This is a genomic window from Micromonospora sp. AB353, assembly GCF_049538395.1.
GTDB classification, from domain to species: domain Bacteria; phylum Actinomycetota; class Actinomycetes; order Mycobacteriales; family Micromonosporaceae; genus Micromonospora; species Micromonospora aurantiaca.
The window spans coordinates 14535-32729 of record NZ_JBMVFV010000051.1; the positions used below are offsets into that span (position 1 = coordinate 14535).

Genomic DNA, 18195 nt, shown 5'->3' on the forward strand with positions numbered 1-18195 from the left:
CTCTCCTAGGTGAGGAAGTTCTTCAGCTCGGCGACGAGCTTGCGGATGTGGCCGGAGATGACGGGAGTGCCGAGGTCGGAGAAGCGCTGCCGGAACCAGGGGTTGACGCTCTGGTTGCCGGAGCTGCTGACCGAGCCGACCGGGATGAACTTCACGCCGGAGCGGTGCACGGCCTCGATGCCGTCGAACAGCGGCTGGGATCTGTCGAACTCGTAGAAGTCGGAGATCCAGACCATGACCGTGTTCCGCGGCTCGACGATCTTGGGGCGGGCCAGGGCCATGGCGACCGGGCCGTCGTTGCCGCCGCCGAGCTTGGTGCGCAGCAGCACCTCGAACGGGTCGTGCACCCACGGGGTGAGGTCCAGCGCCCGGGTGTCGTACGCGATCAGGTGCACGTCGACCTTGGGCAGGCCCGCGAAGATCGAGGCGAGGATGGTGCAGTTGACCATCGAGTCGACCATCGAGCCGGACTGGTCGACGACCACGATCAGCCGCGACGGGGTGGTCCGCCGGGCGGTCTGCCGGTAGTAGAGCCGGTCGACGTAGAGGCGCTCGTCGTCCGGGCTCCAGTTGGTCAGGTTCTGCCAGATGGTGCGGTCCAGGTCGAGGTTGCGGAAGACCCGCTTGGGCGGCACGGACCGGTCGACGGCCCCGACGGTGGCCTGCGCGACCTGGGTACGCAGCACCTCGGCGACCTGGTCGACGTAGCGGCGGATCAGGGACTTGGCGTTCGCGAGCGCCACCCCGGACAGGTTGGACTTGTCCCGCAGGAGTTGCTCGATCAGGGACATGCTCGGGGTAAGCCGGGCGGCGAGCGACGGGTCGGCGAGCACCTCGCGCAGCCGCATCCGGGCCACCAGGTCACCCTCCAGCCCGGCGAGCGTGGCACCCAGGCCGGTGCCCTCGCGGCGCAGTTCACCGGGCTGCGCGCCGCACGCCTGCTCGAACCAGCCGGCGTCGGCCTGCCAACGGGCGAGCTGCCCGGCGCTGACCTGGCCGCCGCCGGTGGCGAACACGTTGAGCAGCAGCTTGGACGCCAGCGCGGCGCGGCGTACCTCGGTCTCGGCCGGCTGGAACGGCCCGGCGGCGGCCGTGGTGTCGTCGCCGGGGGTGAGCAGGCCGCGCAGCTCGCCGGCGAGGGCCGGGAAGCGCTGCACGACGGTGTCGACGGAGACGGCCGGGTCCAGCAGCGCGGCCGGCAGGCCGAGGTCGTCGACGACGGCGACGCTCGCCGACTCCAGCCCGGGCTGCTCGTCGGGGTGGAACAGGCGGGCGAGCAGCCGCCAGTAGAGCACCTGGCGGCGGTTGGCGTGGGTGCGGTCCTCGGTCATCGGCGCAGCAACCGTCCCGCGCGTTCGCGCAGCACCGCCACGGCGTCGCCCGCCTTGGCCTCGGCCTTGGCCGTCTTCGGGTCGGTGACGCCGCACGCCCAGTCGCCGTTGTGCGCCTCGGCCGTCTGCCGCTTGACGGTGGCCCGGACCGCGAGGGGTTGCAGCAGCCAGCGGCCGTCGTCCCAGCGGAGCAGGCCGAGGCAGGCGGTGGAGGCGGCGACCAGCGCGGGGGTGAGCGGACCGGCGGCGGGCAGCCGGTCGGTGGCCAGGTGCAGGGACCGGCCGTCGAGGTCGAGCACCGGGACGCCGTCGTCGTCGCGGACGGTGTAGCCCTCGACCAGTACCGGTTCGGCGATCGCGGCGGGGTGGCGCAGCAGCGGTGGGGTCGCCGCGGCGGTGGCGCCGGCGAGCAGCACCCGGGCCGTGGCGAACGGGTCGGCCGGCTCGCCGAGGGCCGCCCGGTCCTCGGCCCAGCGCAGGTCCGCGCCGTGGGCGGTCAGGTCGGTGACGGTGATCGCCCGCCGCTGGGCCAGGGCGGTGAGCAGGACCGGGTACGCCTCCAGCAGCCGCCAGCAGGCCGGGCCGACGATGGTGGCGACCTTCGCCGCGACCACTGTGACCCGGACGAGCCGGGGCGCGCCGCCGCCGGCCGGTTCGAGCAGGGCGTGTACCTGCGCCTGGAAGGCGGTGTCGTGCTCGTGCAGGTCGACGCCGAGGGGCAGCAGCCGGCCGGACACCGCCTCGCCGGGCGCGGTCTCGCCGTGCGCGCCGAGGGTGAGCAGGACGGCGCGGGTCCACAGGTCGGCCCACCGGCGGGCGGGCACCTGCGGCAGTGACGCCACCGGCAGGGCGGCGCGCAGTTCGGCGGCGAGGCCGTCGAGGAGCACCGCGATGCGGCGTGACGCCGGGTCGGCGAGTGCGGCCTCGACCGGCGCGGCGGCGGCGGAGACCAGTTCGTGGTCGGTGCCGCGCCAGCCGGCGAGCGCCAGTTCGTGCAGCCAGGCCCGCGCGCCGGCCACGGCGGGCGGGGAGACGGTGGTGCCGTCCGGTGCGGCGGTCCACGACGCGCGGGGCCGGCCGAGCGCGGTGTCGAGGTGGTCGAGCAGGGCGTCGTGTGCCGCGCCGAGCAGTGCGGCGCGGGCTCCGGCGAGGGCGGCCAGGTGGTCCTCGGCGAGCGCGCCGGTGCGGACCGCGCCGGCCGCCGCGTCCGTCCGTCCGGCCAGCGGCGTGCCGCCGACCGCGGCGGCCAGCGCGGCCCAGGCGGCGGCGCCGGGCTCGTCGGCGCGGGCCAGCCCGGCGGTGAGCGTGTCGTCGGCGCGGTCGACGACGGCGAGCGTCTCGGCCAGGCCGGGGATCGTCCCGTCGTGGAGCCGGGTCAGGTGCGCGGCGAGCATCAGCGCACCGCCGCCGTGGCCGGGAACCAGTGCAGTTCCGGCACCGCCGTGGTGGCGGCCGGGATCTCGAGGTAGGCCAGGTGGCGCAGGAAGCGGCTGAACACCACGGCGGCCGGGCCCGGCTCGTGCCGTGCGTCGGTGCGGGCCAGCAGGGCGGTGCCGCTGTCGACGCCGTCGCCCACGTCCACCCGCAGGTAGCGGGCGACCTGCGTGGCGCCGTACTGCAGCACCGCCTCGTCGGCCAGCGCGTGCAGGTGCTTGCAGAGCATGGTGCCGCGCAGCCCGCCGCAGGGCCGGTTGTTGTTGGTGCTGCAGTTGACCGCGTGCGTGCCGGCGGTCACCGAGGAGACGTAGACGCGTTCCACGTCGGAGCCGCTGGACACCACCCCCTGCAACCGCCCGTCGGCCAGCTCCACGAAGGGCACCTTGGCCAGCTTGCGGGCCCGCGCGGGCGGCGCCACCCGCAGCACGCTGCGCCGTCGCCACGAGGCGTCGTTCGCCTCCGTCATCTTCCCGACCTCCCCGCCGGCCGGCCGTCGCCGGGCACGCCGGGACGCCGTCGCCGGCCGTGATCCGTGCCGCTGTGACGACAAGGATCATGGACCACGGGTACGACAGGAGCGCCGTCGCGGGCGGCACCGGGAATACCGTGCGGCCCGGCGGGTAGAGGGGGGCGTGATCGAGCCCGGACATCGCCCGGGCGCGGGCTCGGGAGGCCGCGCGTGCCGCCGGTCTGGGTTTCTCCGGCACGATCGTGGCCTCGCAGCTGTTCATCGTGGTCGGCGAGTTGCTCCAGGCATCGGGCATGACCAAGATCGAGGCGGACCGGCTGGCCGGCGTCTGCGGGCATCGCCCGGACTCCCGCCCGTACCCAAACGACCGTTAAGCTTCGGGGTGTGGGAATCGAGGAACTGTACCCCGCCGGGCGTCTCGTCGCGGCCCAGCGCGCCACCGCCGCGGCGGGCCTGGACGCGCTGCTGCTCACCCCGGGTTCCGACCTGCGCTATCTGACCGGCTACGACGCCCGCGAGGGGGAGCGGCTGACCTGCCTGGTGCTGCCCGCCGAGGGTCAGCCGACGCTGATCGTGCCGGTGCTGGAGCGGCCGGACGCCGAGGCCGCGCCCGGCACCGGGTACCGGATCGTCGACCACGCCGACGGCACCGACCCGTGGCCGCTGGTGCGCGCGGCGCTGCCCGGTCCGGTCCGCGCCGTCGGGCTGGCCGACCGGATGTGGGCGCAGCAGGTCCTCGCGCTGCGCGACGCGCTGCCCGGCGCGGCCCAGCGGCTCGCCTCCGACGTGCTGCGGGAGATGCGGATCCGCAAGTCGCCGGCCGAGGTGGCGGCGCTGGCCGAGGCGGGCGCCGCGATCGACGCGGTGCACCTGCGGATGGGGGAGTGGCTGCGCCCCGGCCGCACCGAGCGTGAGGTCGCCGCCGACCTCGCCGCCGCGATCCGGGCGGCCGGGCACGCCGCCGTCGACTTCGTCATCGTCGCCGCCGGCCCGAACGGCGCGAGCCCGCACCACGGCACCTCGGACCGCCCGATCGGCGCCGGCGAGCCGGTGGTGGTCGACATCGGCGGCACCATGCCGTCGGGCTACCGCTCCGACTGCACCCGCATGTACGTCGCCGGCGGCCCCGCACCGGCCGAGTTCGTGGACTACTACGCGGTGCTGCGGGAGGCGCAGCGCGCCGCCGTGGCCGCCGTCGCGCCGGGTGTGACCGCCGAGGCCCTCGACGCGGTCGCCCGCGACGTCATCGCCGCCGCCGGTCTCGGCGACGCCTTCCTGCACCGCACCGGTCACGGCATCGGCCTCGACGGCCACGAGGAGCCGTACGTGGTGACCGGCAACCCCCGGCCGCTCGAGGCCGGCATGGCTTTCTCGGTCGAACCCGGGATCTACCTCGCCGGGCGGCACGGAGCCCGGATCGAGGACATCGTCGTCTGCACGACGGACGGCGGGCAACGGCTCAACACCACCCCCACGGAGCTCATCGCGCTATGAACGTCGACCGGATCCTGCCCACCGACGAGGCCCACGACCTGCTGGACCTCGCCACCGAACTCGCCGACCGGGAGCTGGCCCCGGCCGCCGCCGGTTTCGAGGCCCGCGCCGAGTTCCCCCGGGAGGTGCTGCGCACCCTGGGCCGGGCCGGCCTGCTCGGCCTGCCGTACGCGGAGGAGCACGGCGGCGCGGCCCAGCCGTACGAGGTGTACCTCCAGGTGCTGGAGATCCTCGCCAGCCGGTGGCTGGCAGTGGCCGAGGCGGTCAGCGTGCACACGCTGTCCTGCTACCCGCTGGCCCAGTTCGGCACCGACGAGCAGCGCGAACTGCTGCCGGACATGATCGGCGGGGAACTGCTCGGCGCGTACTGCCTCTCCGAGCCGCAGGGTGGCTCGGACGCGGCGGCGCTGACCACGCGGGCGGTGCGCGACGGCGACGCGTACGTGGTGACCGGCACGAAGGCGTGGATCACGCACGCCCGGGTGGCCGACTTCTACAACATCTTCTGCCGCACCGGCGGCCCCGGCCCGAAGGGCATCTCCTGCCTGCTGGCGGACCGGTCCACGGCGGGCATCCACCCGCAGGCCGCCGAGCGCACGATGGGCCTGCACGCCTCGCCGATCGCGCAGATCGCCTTCGACGACGCGCGGGTGCCGGCGCAGCGGCTGATCGGCGGTGAGGGGGCCGGGTTCACCATCGCGATGTCCGCGCTGGACTCCGGCCGCCTGGGCATCGCCGCGTGCGCGGTGGGCCTGGCCCAGGGCGCGCTGGACTACGCGGTCGGCTACGCCCGGGAGCGCCGCCAGTTCGGCCGCGCGATCATCGACTTCCAGGGGCTCGGGTTCAACCTGGCCGACGCCGCCACCCAGATCTCCGCCGCGCGGGCGCTCACGCTCGCCGCCGCGCGGCTGCGCGACGCCGGCCGCCCGTACTCGATCGAGGCGGCGAAGGCGAAGCTGTTCGCCACGGACGTGGCGATGCGCGTGACCACCGACGCGGTGCAGGTGCTCGGCGGCGCCGGGTACGTCGCCGACCACCCGGTCGAGCGGTACATGCGGGAGGCCAAGGTGCTCCAGATCGTCGAGGGCACCAACCAGATCCAGCGGCTGGTCATCTCCCGCGCGCTGGCGAAGGGCTAGCCTGTCGCGGTGACCTTCCCCCGGATCACCGTGGACCCCGACGTCATGGGGGGTGCGCCCTGCGTACGGCAGTCGCGCATCCCCGTGGCCACCCTGCTGGCCATGATGGCCGAGGGCATGTCCGTCACGGACATCCTCACCGACCTGCCGTTCCTGGACGAGGAGGACATGGCGGAGGTGCTGAACTACGCGGCGGACGCGGTGCGCGACCGGACGGCGCGCTGAGCGTCACCGCGGCGGGCCGGGTGCGGCGTGGGAGCGCTTTTCCGGCTACTGTGCAGCGCGTGGAGGAGATCGACCGCGCCATCGTCGCCGCGCTGACCGGGGACGGTCGGCTGTCGTACACGGATCTGGCCGAGCGGGTGGGCCTGTCGGTGTCGGCCGTGCACCAGCGGGTCCGCCGGCTGGAGCAACGCGGGGTGATCAAGGGGTACGCCGCGCGGGTGTCGTTCGAGGCGCTGGACCTGCCGCTGACCGCGTTCGTGGCGATCCGGCCGTTCGACCCGTCGCAGCCGGACGACGCGCCGGAGCGGCTGGCGCACCTGCCCGAGATCGACTCGTGCTACTCGGTGGCGGGGGAGGACTTCTATCTCCTGCTGGTGCGGGTGGCCGGCCCGGCCGACCTGGAGCGGGTGCTGCAGGAGATCCGTACCGCCGCGAACGTCACCACGCGCACGACTGTGGTGCTGTCCACGCCGTACGAGAACCGGCCGCCGAAGATCAGTGGCGAGCTGACCGGCCGGGGGCGTCCCCGCCCGTCGGCGGAGCCGGCAGGTTCCACCGCCTGAGCACCCGCCGGCCGTGCTCGTGACCGAGCACGCTGAGCGTGGCGGTGTCCAGCCGCAGCAGCGCCCCGGCCGAGGGCGGCAGCCCGATCCAGCGCGCCCCGAGCACACGAAGGCTGTGCCCGTGCCCGACGAGCGCGACGTCGCTCTGTTCGAGCAGTGGCGCGATCCGGTCCAGCACGCGGTCCAGGCGGGCGCCCACCTGCTCCGGTGACTCGCCGCCGGGGCCGCCGTCGGTCCAGATCGACCAGCCGGGCCGGTCGGCCTGGATGTCGGTGGTGGTGCGGCCCTCGTACTCGCCGTAGTTCCACTCGGCAAGGTCCGGCTCGATGGCGTCGACGGTGAGCCCGGCCAGGGCGGCGGTGCGGGTGGCGCGCTGCCGGGGGCTGGACAGCACCCGGGCGAAGCGCCGGCCGGCGAGCAGCGGGGCCAGCGCGCGGGCCTGCCGCTCGCCGTCGGGGGTCAGGTCCAGATCGGTGTACGAGGTGTGCCGGTGCGCGGCGCTCCAGGTGGTCTCGCCGTGCCGGATCAGCAGGATCTCGTTCACCGGCCCAGTCAACCACGCCGGGGCGGGTCCGGCCCGCCGACGGTTCACCGGGGAAGGCGGGCGCTACCGGGCCGCCGGCGTGGGTTCGATCAGGCCGTCGCGTGCCGGGACCGGCCGGCCGGACGCCCGTTCCCGGGCGCGTGCGTCGCCGGGACGCAGTTGCAGGACCGCGACCGAGGCCAGCACCAGCGCGCCGCCGGCGAGCTGCGCGGGGGTCAGTGCCTCGCCGAGGGTGAGCGTGGCCAGCGCGGCGGTGACCACCGGCTCGAAGGTGGACAGGATGGCCGCGGTCGACGGACCGGTGCGCTTCAGCCCGGCGAAGAAGGCCAGCATCGCCACGACCGTGGAGATCAGGGCGATGGCGGCCAGCCAGAACCATCCCCGCCACCCGAAGCTCAGGTCGGCGCCGCCGGTGACCAGGGCGCGAGCGCCGAGGGTGCCGGCGGCGCCGGTCATCACCAGCGCCGACAGCGCCACGGGTGCCAGCCGGTGCACGACGGTGTCGGAGACCAGGATGTAGACCGTGTAGGTGACGGCGGCGGCGAAGGCCAGCAGCGCCCCGAGCGGATGGAAGCCCGCGCCACCGGCGCCGAGCAGGACCAGCAGCGTTCCACCCGAGGCGGCCACCAGCGCCGCACCGCGTCGCGGGCTGAGCCGGTCCCGGCCGAGCAGGACCGCCGCCACCGTCACCAGGACCGGGTACGTGTAGAGGATCAGCGCCAGCAGGGACGCGTCCATCAGTTCGAGCGCGGAGAAGTACAGGCTCGCCTGTGTCGCGTACCCGATCGCGCCCAGTCCGAGGGCGACGGCCACCACCCGTCCACGCCTCGTCGCCGGCCGCCCACCTCCGGCGTCGCCCGGCACCGCGCGGCGCAGGCCCGGCCGGGTGAGCAGGACGAGCCCGAGCAGGACGGCGGCCAGGCCGAACCGCACCAGCAGCAGAGCCGTCGGGGAGACACCGGCGTCGTACGCGAGCTTGCCGAAGACGGCCATCGCGCCGAAGCAGGCGGCGGAGAGGAGACACAGTGCGGCACCCACGCGCCAAGGATCACCGGCACCGACTGCCCGGGTCCAGCGATGAATTCCGCAGGTGAATCATTAGGATTCCCGAATGATCGAGCTGGACCTGCGGCGGTTGCGCTTTCTTCGGGAGTTCGAGGAGCGCGGCACGATGGCCGCTGTCGCCGCGGCTCTGGGCTACAGCCCGTCGACTGTGTCGCAGCAACTGGCGCTGCTGGAGAAGGAGGTGGGCGTCCGGCTGCTGGGCCGGGCGGGCCGGGGCGTACGGCTCACCGAGGCCGGGCACGTGCTCGCCCGGCACGCCCGGGTGCTGCTGTCGGCGGCGGAGGCAGCGGAGGCCGACCTGGCCGCCCTCGACGGTGACGTCCGTGGGACCGTCCGGGCGGGCGGTCTGCAGTCGGCGGCGCGTCGCCTGCTGGTACCGGCCGTGGCCCGGATGAGAGCCGAGCACCCGCGGGTCCGGATGGAGATCTTCGAGCTGGAACTCGAACAGTCCCTGCCGGGCCTGCGCCTGGGCACCGTCGACCTGGTCATCGGCGACGAGTACGACAGCCAGCCCCGCCCTCGCCCGGCGGGGCTTCGCTTCACGGTCCTGCTCGAGGAGCCGTTGCGGCTCGTGCTTTCCGCCGCGCATTCCCTGGCCGGGCCCGGGGGACACGTCGCGGTCACCGACCTGCGGTCCGAGGTGTGGACCGCGTCCGCCGAGGGCACCGGGCACCACGCCATGGTGGTCGGGACGTGCCGCCGGCTCGGCGGCTACGAACCGGACCTGCGGCACCGTTCCAGCGACGCGGACGTGCAGCTGGAGCTGGTCCGGGCCGGGGCGGCCGTCGCCCTGATGCCGGCGCTGGCCCTGCCCGGGGACGACCCGGCGCTGGCGGTCCGGGGCATCGCCGAGACCGCCCTCCGGCGCCGCCTGGTGGCTGTCACCCGGGACACGCCGCCGGCGCCCGCCCTCACCGCGTTCCTGGCCGCCGTCACGGAGCGGGTCCGCGACCTCGACCGGTAGTCGCACCCCTTCAACCTATTATCCTAGGACGCCGCACGCGATGCGCGCCGGTCAACAGCGTTTGACACGACACTCACCGGGGACGCGACAAGGGCAAGGCGCAGCCGGACGAGGGAGGGCGACATGAGCTTCACCGACAAGGCGAAGAACAAGGCCCAGGAGATGAGCGGCATGGCCAAGGAGCGGATCGGCGACGTGACCGACAACGAGCGGTTGCGGGCCGAGGGCGCCTCCGAGCAGAGCACGGCGCGGGCCCGGCAGGCCGGGGAGCACGCCAAGCAGGCCGGCCGCGACGTCAAGGACGCCTTCGACAAGTGAGTACGCGAACGGCGGGCCACCTCATCGCTGAGGTGGCCCGCCGTCGGGTGTCCGGGGTCAGTCGTCGCGGTGGGCGAGCCACCAGGCCTGGCCGGCCTCGGGCAGCGTGTCGATCGGGTCGTAGTAGGCGTAGCGCTTGTTGAGCGCCTCCAGGTCGGCCGACTCGATCGAGGTGCGGTAGTTCTTGGTCCAGTACGAGATGCCGCGCTCACGGTCGTAGTCGGTGAGCATGTGCACCCAGCGCTTGCCGACGAACGGCACGTCGCAGACGATCCGCGGGGTGGCGTAACCGGGCAGGTAGCCCATGATGTCGTGCTGGAGCTGCTGGGCGTGCCAGACCGGGACGCGCCAGTGCTCGGCGTTGGGGATCATGTCGCACATGTAGAAGTAGTACGGCAGGATGCCCGCCTCGCCCTGCAGCGCGAAGCAGAGGTCGAGCAGGTCGGCGCTGGTGGCGTTGACGCCGCGCATGAGCACGCCCTGGTTGCGGACGTCGCGGACGCCGACGTCGAGTGCGGTCTGTGCGGCCTTGGCGACCAGCGGGGTCAGCGACTGGGCGTGGTTGACGTGGGTGTGGATGGCCAGGTTGACGCCGCGGCGGGCGGCGGTGCGGGCGACCCGTTCGAGGCCCTCGACCACGTCGGGCTGGAGCCAGTGCTGGGGCAGGCCCATGAGCGCCTTGGTGGCGAGCCGGATGTCGCGGATCGTCTCGATCTCCAGCAGGCGCATCAGGTACGACTCGAGGTTGCGCCACGGCACGTTGGCGACGTCGCCGCCGGAGACGACCACGTCACGGACCCCCGGGTGGGCCTTGAGGTAGGTGATGTGGGCGTCGTAGCGGTCGACCGGCTTGAGGGTGAGCTTGAGCTTGTCGACGGCGGGGGTGGAGTTGCCGACGAGGTCCATGCGGGTGCAGTGGCCGCAGTACTGCGGGCAGGTGGAGAGCAGCTCGGCGAGAACCTTGGTGGGGTAGCGGTGGGTGAGACCCTCGGCGACCCACATGTCGTGTTCGTGGAGGCTGTCGCGGCTGGCGTACGGGTGGGACGGCCAGTCGGTGCGCCGGTCGGAGGCGACCGGGATCATGTAGCGGCGGATCGGGTCGGCGAGCAGCGCCTCGGTGCTCATCGGCTCAAACGGCACCATGGTGTTGAGCATCTGCGGCGGCACCAGCATGGACATGGTGGCCAGTGCCTTCTGGTCGGCCTCCAGGTCGGCGTAGAAGGTCTCGTCGACGGTGTCGCCGAGGACGGCGCGCAGTTGCTTGATGTTCTTGACGCAGTTGACCCGTTGCCACTGGGCGCTCTCCCACTGTTCGCGGGTGATGTGGCGCCAGCCGGGGAAGCGGGTCCAGTCGGGTTCGACGAGGGGCGCGCGGCGGTATTCGTAGGGCTGTCCGGCGGTCGGAACGGCGACCGGCGCGGGGCGGGGCGTCGGGATGGTCTCCACCGGTTGGGTCTGGGTCACGGCCCCTCCTCGTCAGTGTGCGGTGTGATCAACGGATGCGTAGGCTACTGGAAAATCTGCGGTGAAGAAATTAGTCTGCCGGAAGTTTTCCCGCGACGCGAGCCCTGACCGGGGGTTCGGGCGGCTGGACATAGGGGGTCGGCGTGACGTCACCGGTGGGTCTGCACCGAGTCGTGGAACCGGCGGGGGTGCTCCCGCAGGCGGCCTGGCGGCTGGACCCCGACCCGCGGATCGCGGCGAACGAGGTGCGGATCCGGGTCGAGCGGCTGAACCTGGACGCGGCGAGTTTCCGGCAGCTGGCGGAGAAGCACGGCGGCGACGGGGAGAAGGTCCGCGCCGAGGTGCTGAAGATCGTGTCGGCCCGGGGGAAGATGCAGAACCCGGTGACCGGTTCCGGCGGCATGCTGATCGGCACCGTCGAGGAGGCGGGCCGCCGTTCGCCGCTGGGTCTGAAGCCGGGTGACCGGGTGGCGACGCTCGTGTCGCTGACGCTGACGCCGCTGACGATCACCGACGGGCTGGCCCGCTGGGACGGGCGCAGCGAGCAGGTGCCGTGCGACGGGTACGCGATCCTGTTCGCCCGGTCGATCGCGGCGGTGCTGCCGCCGGACCTGCACCCCGAGCTGTCCCTGGCGGTGCTGGACGTGTGCGGGGCGCCGGCGTTGACGGCGCGGGTGGTGGCCGAGCAGGTGGCGCGGCGCTCGCGTGAGGGTGATCCGCGTCCGGTGTCGGTGGCGGTGATCGGTGGGGCCGGCAAGAGCGGGTCGTTGTCCCTTGCGGCGGCGCGGCGGGCGGGCGCCGCCCGTACCGTCGGGGTGGTTCCGGTGGTCGCGGAGCGGGACTCGCTGACGGCGGCCGGGCTGGCCGACGTGGTGGCGCTGGCCGACGCGCGGGATCCGGTGGCGCTGTCGACGGCGGTGACGACGGCGCTGGGTGTGCCGGCGGACGTGACTGTGGTGTGCGTGGACGTGCCGGGGTGTGAGCACGGCGCGGTGCTGGCCACGGCGGACGGCGGTACGGTGATCTTCTTCTCGATGGCGACGAGCTTCGCGGCGGCGGCGCTGGGTGCGGAGGGCCTGGCGGCGGACGTGACGATGCTGGTGGGCAACGGGTACGTGCCGGGGCATGCGGCGCTGGCGTTGGATCTGTTGCGGGCCGAGCCGGGGGTGCGCGGCCTGTTCGAGGCGCGTCTGACGGCAGACTGAGACCATGACGAACCCCTCGACGCTGTATCGCGGTGGAGTGCTGCACTGTCCGGCGGACCCGAGCGCGACGGCGCTGTTGGTGCGGGACGGGCGGATCGCCTGGTTGGGAACCGACGCGGAGGCGCCGCGGGCGGACCGGGTGGTGGAGCTGGGCGGTGCGCTGGTGACGCCGGCGTTCGTGGACGCGCATGTGCACGCGACCGATACCGGGTTGGCGTTGTCGGGGCTTGATCTGTCGGCGGTGCGGTCGGCGGGTGAGCTGCTGGAGGCGGTGTCGGCGTTCGCGGCGGGTCTGCCGGGTGACGCGGTGGTGCTGGGGCACGGCTGGGACGAGTCGGGCTGGGCGGATCCGGTGTTGCCGGATGCGGCGGCGCTGGACCGGGCGGCTGGTGGGCGGCGGGTGTATCTGTCGCAGGCGTCGATCCATTCGGCGCTGGTGTCGGCGGCGTTGCTGGCGGCGTGCCCGGAGGTGGGGTCGGCGGCCGGGTACGAGGCGTCGGGGTGGTTGCGGCGCGACGCGCATCACGTGGTGCGGTCGGCGGCGTTCGCGTCGGTGTCGCGGGCGCAGCGGGTGGCGGCGCAGCGGCGGGCCTTGGAGCACGCGGCGTCGCTGGGTGTCGCGGCGGTGCACGAGTGCGGTGGTCCGGACATCTCCGACGAGGAGGACTTCACCGGGCTGCTGGCGATCTCGGGGGCCGGGGTGCCGGAGGTGTACGGGTACTGGGGTGAGTTGCTGGGTGCGGCGAAGGCCCGGGAGCTGGGCGCGGTGGGCGCGGGTGGTGACCTGTTCGCCGACGGGGCGCTGGGGTCGCGGACGGCGCATGTGTCGGCGGCGTACCTGGACGGTGAGGCGGGGGCGTGCGGGCACGGGTACGTGTCGGCGGAGCAGGTTCGTGATCATCTGCTGGATTGTGCGGCGCACGGGTTGCAGGGCGGGTTCCACGCGATCGGGGACGCGGCGATCGGGACGGTGCTGGAGGGCTTTGGTCTGGCGGCGCGGTCGCTGGGTGTGGACCGGTTGCGGGCGGCCCGGCACCGGGTGGAGCACGCGGAGATCATGAGCAAGGCGTTGATCGCCGGGTTCGTGGAGTACGGGATCGTGGCGTCGATGCAGCCGGCGTTCGACAGGTTGTGGGGCGGCGCGGGCCGGATGTACGAGTCGCGGCTGGGGTTGGCGCGGTCGCTGGAGTCGAATCCGATGGGTGCGATGCACGGCGTCGGGGTGGCGCTTGCGTTCGGATCGGACTCGCCGGTGACGCCGATCGATCCGTGGGGGTCGGTGCGGGCGGCGGCGGCGCATCACAGCCCGGCGCAGCGGATGAGTGTGCGGGCGGCGTTCGCGGCGCACACGCGCGGCGGGTGGCGGGCGGTGCACCTGGACAACGAGGGTGTGCTGGCGTTGGGGGCGCCGGCGACGTTCGCGGTGTGGGACTCCCCGGCGGGCGTGGAGCGGGGGCTGCCGGTGGTGCTGGCCGAGGATCCGGAGTTGCGGGGCGCGGACGATCCGACGCCGCTGCCGGTGTGCCGGGCCACGGTGTTGCGCGGTGACGTGATCTATCAGGAAGGGTCTTCGTGACAGGGAAGCTTGGGCTGGATCCGGCGCTGGTGGGGCGGGCGCGGGAGTTGGCGCGCCGGGCCGGGCAGCCGGTGGTGGATCTGGCGCGTAGTCACACCACGGTGTCGGTGGAGCGGGCGGTGCTGCGGCTGGCCGGGGTGACCGGCGCGGACCCGGACGGTATTCCGTGGGTGAACCGGCTCGTGGACGCGGTGGTCGCGGACGTGGGGCTGGGGCACGGGGTGGCGGCGCCGGTGTTCGACGCGCTGGCGCGTGAGGGCATCACGGATGTGACGTTGCTGGCGCAGAAGGCGGCGGCCGGGTCGGTGCGGTTCGCGCAGCCGTCGGGCAAGGCGGCGACGGCGGCGCGGCGGGCGTCGCGTAAGGCGGTGGCGGCGGGGATCCGCGGCATCGACAGGCGGCGCGCGGAGCGGGACCGCCTCGTGAAGCGGTTCGGTGATCCGGAGCGGCGGCCGTGGATCTATCTGATCGTGGCGACCGGTGACATCTACGAGGACATCCCGCAGGCGCAGGCGGCGGCGCGGGCCGGCGCTGACGTGATCGCGGTGATCCGGTCGACGGGGCAGTCGCTGCTGGACTACGTGCCGGAGGGGGCGACCCGGGAGGGGTTCGCGGGTACGTACGCGACGCAGGAGAACTTCCGGTTGATGCGGGCGGCGTTGGACGAGTCGTCGCGGGAGCTGGGCCGGTACGTGCGGTTGACGAACTACGCGTCGGGTCTGTGCATGCCGGAGATGGCGACGCTGGCCGGGTTGGAGCGTCTGGACATGATGCTCAACGACTCGATGTACGGGATCCTGTTCCGCGACATCAACCCGATCCGGACGTTCGTGGATCAGCGGTTCTCGCGGCAGGTGCACGCGCGGGCGGGCATCATCATCAACACCGGTGAGGACAACTACCTGACCACCGCCGATGCGGTGGACGAGGCGCACACGGTGACGGTGTCGCAGTTGCTGAACGAGTTCTTCGCGCACGAGGCGGGGCTGGCGGACTGGCAGCTGGGGCTGGGGCACGCGTTCGAGATCAACCCGGATGTGCCGGAGTCGTTCCGGTTGGAGCTGGCGCACGCGTTGCTGGCGCGGGAGTTGTTCCCGGACGCGCCGTTGAAGTGGATGCCGCCGACGAAGCACATGACCGGTGACGTGTTCCGGGGCAACCTGCTGGACGGGTTCTTCAACCTGGTGGGCACGATGACCGGGCAGGGGATTCTGCTGGTGGGGATGATGACCGAGGCGGTGGTGACGCCGTGGTTGTCGGACCGGGACATCGCCCTGCAGAACGTGCGGTACGTGCTGGGCGCGGCGGGCGGGTTGCACGAGGACTTCGTGCCGGCGCCGGGCGGGTTCATCCAGGAGCGGGCGCACCGGGTGCTCGGTGAGGCGGTGGATCTGCTGGAGCGCATCGGGGACCAGTCGTTGCTGACGGCCATCGCCGAGGGCACGTTCGGGATCATGAAGCGGCCGGCGGACCGGGGCAAGGGCCTCGACGGGGTGGCGCGGCACGAGGCGGACTACTACAACCCGGCCACGGAGATCCTGGAGCAGACCCTGTGAGCGAGAAGACGGTCGTGCGGCCGTACGGGGACACCACCGGTGACGGCATGGTGCAGGTGTCGTTCACGTTGCCGGTGCCCCACGACAAGCGGGCCGAGGGCGCGGCGGTGCAGCTCGCCAACAAGATGGGCATGGACCCGGCGATGCTGGTGCACGCCAAGCCGATCGGTGACGGGTTCACGTTCTTCGTGGTGTATGGGCGGGTGAACCACCTGGTGGACCTGTCGAAGGTGCAGGTGGTGGAGCGTGACTATCCGCTGCTGTCGGCCAAGGAGGTCAACGCGGTGGTGAAGCGGCGGCTGCGCCGCAAGCTGTCGGTGGTGGGCGCCTGCATCGGCACCGACGCGCACACCGTGGGCATCGACGCGATCCTCAACGTCAAGGGCATCGCCGGCGAGAAGGGCCTGGAGTACTACCGGGAGCTGAAGGTCACGAACCTGGGCGCGCAGGTGAGCGTGCCGGAGCTGGTCGAGGCGGCCCGTCGGGAACGCGCCGACGCGGTGCTGGTGTCGCAGGTGGTGACGCAGCGTGACGCGCACCTGCACAACACGCGGGAGATGTCGGCGGCGTTCCGGGAGGCGATGCCGGCCGGGCGGCGGCCGCTGCTGATCGTCGGCGGGCCGCGGTTCGACGAGACGATGACCGGCGAGCTGGGCGTGGACCGCATCTTCGGCCGTGGCACCACCCCGGGCGAGGTCGCCAGTTACCTCGTCCACGCTCTGATCACCTCCAGGAAGGCGAACGTCGCATGAGCGATCCGCGTGTCGGTCTGACAGTCACCCACCGCCGGTATGTGCCGTACTCCCACGCCCATTACGCGGGCAACCTGGTCGACGGGGCGTACGCGCTGGGGTTGTTCGGGGACGTGGCGACCGAGGTGTGCATCCGCACCGACGGCGACGAGGGGTTGTTCGCCTCGTACGCCGACGTGCAGTTCCGGGCGCCGATGAAGGCCGGTGACGTGCTGGAGGTGACGGCGACGGTGACCCGGGTGGGCACCCGCAGCCGCACCGTCGACTTCGCCGCGACCGTGGTGTGCCGGGGCCGCCCGGACAGGGGCGAGTCGGCCGCCGAGGTGCTCGACGAGCCGATCGTGGCGGTCACCGCGACCGGCACGGTGGTCGTACCCCAGCAGCCGTGAGCGCCGTCGTCTGCGCGGACGTCGGGTCGACGTACACGAAGGCCGCGGTGGTGGACCTCGACGGCGGCCGGCTGGTCGCGGCGGCGTCGGCGCCCACCACGGTGGGCACTGACGTCCTGCACGGCCTGGACGCCGCGGTCGGCGCGGCCACCGCGTCGGCCGGGGTCGCTGAGGTGCCCTGGTACGTGTGTTCGTCGGCCGGGGGTGGGCTGCGCCTCGCGGTGGTGGGTTACGAGCCGCTCGTGACCGCTCAGGCGGGCCGGCGGGTCGGTCTGTCGGCGGGCGCGAACGTGGTGCACGTGGCCGCCGGGCGGCTCGCCGGGGCGGACGTGGCGGCGTTGCGGGCGGCCCGCCCGGACGTGGTGCTGCTGGTGGGCGGCACCGACGGCGGCGACTTCGAGACGGTGACGCACAACGCGACGCGGCTGGCGAAGGCCCGCTTCCGGGTGCCGGTGGTCCTGGCGGGCAACGCCGACGTGCGCGCCGGCCTGCACGCGCTGCTGGCGGGCGCGGGGGTGCCGGTGACGGTGGCGGACAACGTGCTGCCCCGCATCGGGGTGCTGGAGCCGGCGTCGGCGCGGGCGGCGATCCGGGAGGTGTTCCTGCGGCACGTCATCGGCGGCAAGAAGCTGTCCCGGGGTACGCGGTTCGCGCGGCTGGTCCGCGCCGCCACCCCCGACGCGGTGCTCACCGGCGTGGAGGTTCTCGCCGGCACGCTCGGCGGTGACCTCGCCGTGGTGGACGTCGGTGGGGCCACCACCGACGTGTACTCGGTGCTCACCCCCGACGAGCGCGACAGCGGCCCCAGCCAGGAGGTCGCCGGGACGCTGTGGCGGGCCCGCACCGTCGAGGGCGACCTGGGCATGCGGTGGAGCGCGCCGGGTGTGGTGCGCGCCGCCGCCGAGGAGCGGCTGCTGGACGCGGCCGAGGAGGCGGAGCTGACGGTCGCGGCGGCGGTACGGGCCGCCGACCCGGGGTTCCTACCCGCCGGTGACGGCGAGCGGGCCGTGGACCGGCGTATCGCGGCGCTGGCGGCGACTGTGGCGTTGCGGCGGCACGCGCGGGGTGCGGCGACGGGGGAGCGGGCCGGGCGGGACCTGCGAGAGGTGAAGCTGCTCGTCGGCTCCGGCGGGGTGCTGCGGCACGCCGACCCGGGTGACGCGGCGGCGGTGCTCGACGCCGTGCTCACCGACCACGCCGGCGGGTGGGCGTTGCCACGGGCGGCCCGCCCGGTCGTCGACGTGGACTACGTGCTGGCCGCCGCGGGGCTGCTCGCCGACGACCATCCGGGTGCGGCGGCGGCGATGCTGCGGCACCACCTCGGCGCCTGAACCGGCCTCACGAATCGAGACGCGCCGACGCGACACGCCGTGTCGCAACACACGACAGGCCCGGGTGGGTTGACAGCGGCGGGGGTCTACGCCGTACCGTCTTTGAGTCCTACCACGGGAAGCGGCTGTTGTTCGCTTCGTCCCTTCGTCCGCTGGCCGAGCGACCGGAAGGTTGCGGCGGCCAGGTCCAGCGGGCGGGGGTCGGCGGGGCGGCGCGAACCGGCCGCGGTTACCGGTGTACGGGCAGGGTGAGAGGCACGGCCAGTAGACAACGGCCAGGCGGGGGCAGCCAGTCCACGTCGGGTCGGTCCGAAGGTCGGCGCCGATCGTCTTCGCCCCACCGGCCGGGAAGGGCCTGGGAGCATCGGGGCGC

The 18195-nt window shown here is 73.6% G+C and carries 19 protein-coding genes; 13 read left to right on the top strand and 6 right to left on the bottom strand.

Going from position 1 to position 18195, the window contains the following annotated elements:
- Positions 1–5 precede the first annotated feature (5 nt).
- From ACPCK6_RS20125 to ACPCK6_RS20135, 3 genes are read right to left on the bottom strand one after another with little or no spacing between them, the layout of a single operon-like run.
- Positions 6–1331, bottom strand: a complete 1326-nt coding sequence (locus ACPCK6_RS20125; protein ID WP_423481882.1) for a vWA domain-containing protein — start codon at positions 1329–1331, stop codon at positions 6–8.
- Positions 1328–2725 carry an amino acid adenylation domain-containing protein gene (locus tag ACPCK6_RS20130; RefSeq protein ID WP_423481883.1) on the bottom strand — a complete coding sequence of 466 codons (1398 nt, stop codon included), beginning with the start codon at positions 2723–2725 and terminating at the stop codon, positions 1328–1330. The genes ACPCK6_RS20125 and ACPCK6_RS20130 overlap by 4 nt, the downstream gene beginning before the upstream one ends.
- Positions 2725–3195, bottom strand: a complete 471-nt coding sequence (locus ACPCK6_RS20135) for a hypothetical protein (RefSeq protein ID WP_396883146.1) — start codon at positions 3193–3195, stop codon at positions 2725–2727. Before ACPCK6_RS20135 ends, ACPCK6_RS20130 begins: the two co-directional genes overlap by 1 nt.
- 284 nt (positions 3196–3479) lie before the next feature.
- Between ACPCK6_RS20135 and ACPCK6_RS20140 the strand changes: the two genes are divergently transcribed.
- Genes ACPCK6_RS20140 through ACPCK6_RS20160 form a run of 5 tightly spaced genes read left to right on the top strand, consistent with a single transcriptional unit; the run spans position 3480 to position 6658 of the window.
- Positions 3480–3611: a hypothetical protein gene (locus ACPCK6_RS20140; RefSeq protein ID WP_396883025.1), complete on the top strand. Its 132-nt coding sequence runs from the start codon at positions 3480–3482 to the stop codon at positions 3609–3611.
- 10 nt (positions 3612–3621) lie between these two features.
- Positions 3622–4731: a M24 family metallopeptidase gene (locus ACPCK6_RS20145; protein ID WP_423481884.1), complete on the top strand. Its 1110-nt coding sequence runs from the start codon at positions 3622–3624 to the stop codon at positions 4729–4731.
- Positions 4728–5870, top strand: a complete 1143-nt coding sequence (locus ACPCK6_RS20150; protein ID WP_318334016.1) for an acyl-CoA dehydrogenase family protein — start codon at positions 4728–4730, stop codon at positions 5868–5870. Before ACPCK6_RS20145 ends, ACPCK6_RS20150 begins: the two co-directional genes overlap by 4 nt.
- Before the next feature lie 9 nt (positions 5871–5879).
- On the top strand, positions 5880–6095 hold the full coding sequence (locus ACPCK6_RS20155) for a DUF433 domain-containing protein (protein WP_013286269.1): 216 nt from the start codon (positions 5880–5882) through the stop codon (positions 6093–6095).
- Between the two features lie 59 nt (positions 6096–6154).
- On the top strand, positions 6155–6658 hold the full coding sequence (locus ACPCK6_RS20160; protein ID WP_128138189.1) for an Lrp/AsnC family transcriptional regulator: 504 nt from the start codon (positions 6155–6157) through the stop codon (positions 6656–6658).
- Here ACPCK6_RS20160 and ACPCK6_RS20165 read toward each other — a convergent pair.
- Together ACPCK6_RS20165 and ACPCK6_RS20170 are read right to left on the bottom strand one after the other, a co-directional pair.
- Entirely contained in the window at positions 6591–7202 is a 612-nt protein-coding gene (locus ACPCK6_RS20165; protein WP_423481885.1) for a histidine phosphatase family protein, read from the bottom strand. The two genes, ACPCK6_RS20160 and ACPCK6_RS20165, sit on opposite strands and share 68 nt — an antisense overlap.
- A gap of 63 nt (positions 7203–7265) precedes the next feature.
- On the bottom strand, positions 7266–8240 hold the full coding sequence (locus ACPCK6_RS20170; protein WP_423481886.1) for a DMT family transporter: 975 nt from the start codon (positions 8238–8240) through the stop codon (positions 7266–7268).
- Positions 8241–8313: 73 nt separating this feature from the next.
- Between ACPCK6_RS20170 and ACPCK6_RS20175 the strand changes: the two genes are divergently transcribed.
- Both ACPCK6_RS20175 and ACPCK6_RS20180 read left to right on the top strand, forming a co-directional pair.
- Positions 8314–9231, top strand: coding sequence for a LysR substrate-binding domain-containing protein (locus tag ACPCK6_RS20175; RefSeq protein WP_423481887.1), 918 nt, complete (start codon positions 8314–8316; stop codon positions 9229–9231).
- Positions 9232–9354: 123 nt separating this feature from the next.
- The gene (locus tag ACPCK6_RS20180) at positions 9355–9549 is read left to right on the top strand and encodes a CsbD family protein (protein ID WP_018784383.1); all 195 of its coding nucleotides are present in this window, start codon (positions 9355–9357) and stop codon (positions 9547–9549) included.
- 57 nt (positions 9550–9606) lie between these two features.
- On the opposite strand, the gene ACPCK6_RS20185 is transcribed toward ACPCK6_RS20180, so the two are convergent.
- Entirely contained in the window at positions 9607–11013 is a 1407-nt protein-coding gene (locus ACPCK6_RS20185) for a KamA family radical SAM protein (RefSeq protein WP_194802508.1), read from the bottom strand.
- Positions 11014–11156: 143 nt separating this feature from the next.
- On the opposite strand from ACPCK6_RS20185, the gene kdd reads away from it, so the two are divergent.
- From kdd to ACPCK6_RS20215, 6 genes are read left to right on the top strand one after another with little or no spacing between them, the layout of a single operon-like run.
- Positions 11157–12218 carry an L-erythro-3,5-diaminohexanoate dehydrogenase gene (kdd, locus tag ACPCK6_RS20190; RefSeq protein ID WP_423481888.1) on the top strand — a complete coding sequence of 354 codons (1062 nt, stop codon included), beginning with the start codon at positions 11157–11159 and terminating at the stop codon, positions 12216–12218.
- 4 nt (positions 12219–12222) lie between these two features.
- Entirely contained in the window at positions 12223–13794 is a 1572-nt protein-coding gene (locus ACPCK6_RS20195; protein ID WP_423481889.1) for an amidohydrolase, read from the top strand.
- Complete coding sequence (gene kamD / locus ACPCK6_RS20200; protein ID WP_396883016.1) at positions 13791–15350, top strand: lysine 5,6-aminomutase subunit alpha; 1560 nt, start codon at positions 13791–13793, stop codon at positions 15348–15350. Before ACPCK6_RS20195 ends, kamD begins: the two co-directional genes overlap by 4 nt.
- Positions 15347–16102: a lysine 5,6-aminomutase subunit beta gene (kamE, locus tag ACPCK6_RS20205; RefSeq protein WP_396883015.1), complete on the top strand. Its 756-nt coding sequence runs from the start codon at positions 15347–15349 to the stop codon at positions 16100–16102. Before kamD ends, kamE begins: the two co-directional genes overlap by 4 nt.
- On the top strand, positions 16099–16491 hold the full coding sequence (kal, locus tag ACPCK6_RS20210) for a 3-aminobutyryl-CoA ammonia lyase (protein WP_423481890.1): 393 nt from the start codon (positions 16099–16101) through the stop codon (positions 16489–16491). Before kamE ends, kal begins: the two co-directional genes overlap by 4 nt.
- Positions 16488–17822 (top strand): glutamate mutase L, encoded by a 1335-nt coding sequence (locus tag ACPCK6_RS20215; RefSeq protein ID WP_423481891.1) that lies wholly within the window; start codon positions 16488–16490, stop codon positions 17820–17822. The genes kal and ACPCK6_RS20215 overlap by 4 nt, the downstream gene beginning before the upstream one ends.
- Positions 17823–18195 lie beyond the last annotated feature (373 nt).

What these genes read in the sequence shown, in the direction of transcription:
- ACPCK6_RS20125 (WP_423481882.1), bottom strand. Translation starts at nt 1,331, where the DNA reads ATGACCGAGGACCGCACCCACGCCAACCGCCGCCAGGTGCTCTACTGG.
- ACPCK6_RS20130 (WP_423481883.1), bottom strand. Translation starts at nt 2,725, where the DNA reads ATGCTCGCCGCGCACCTGACCCGGCTCCACGACGGGACGATCCCCGGC.
- ACPCK6_RS20180 (WP_018784383.1), top strand. Translation starts at nt 9,355, where the DNA reads ATGAGCTTCACCGACAAGGCGAAGAACAAGGCCCAGGAGATGAGCGGC.
- ACPCK6_RS20150 (WP_318334016.1), top strand. Translation starts at nt 4,728, where the DNA reads ATGAACGTCGACCGGATCCTGCCCACCGACGAGGCCCACGACCTGCTG.
- kal (WP_423481890.1), top strand. Translation starts at nt 16,099, where the DNA reads ATGAGCGATCCGCGTGTCGGTCTGACAGTCACCCACCGCCGGTATGTG.
- ACPCK6_RS20195 (WP_423481889.1), top strand. Translation starts at nt 12,223, where the DNA reads ATGACGAACCCCTCGACGCTGTATCGCGGTGGAGTGCTGCACTGTCCG.
- ACPCK6_RS20175 (WP_423481887.1), top strand. Translation starts at nt 8,314, where the DNA reads ATGATCGAGCTGGACCTGCGGCGGTTGCGCTTTCTTCGGGAGTTCGAG.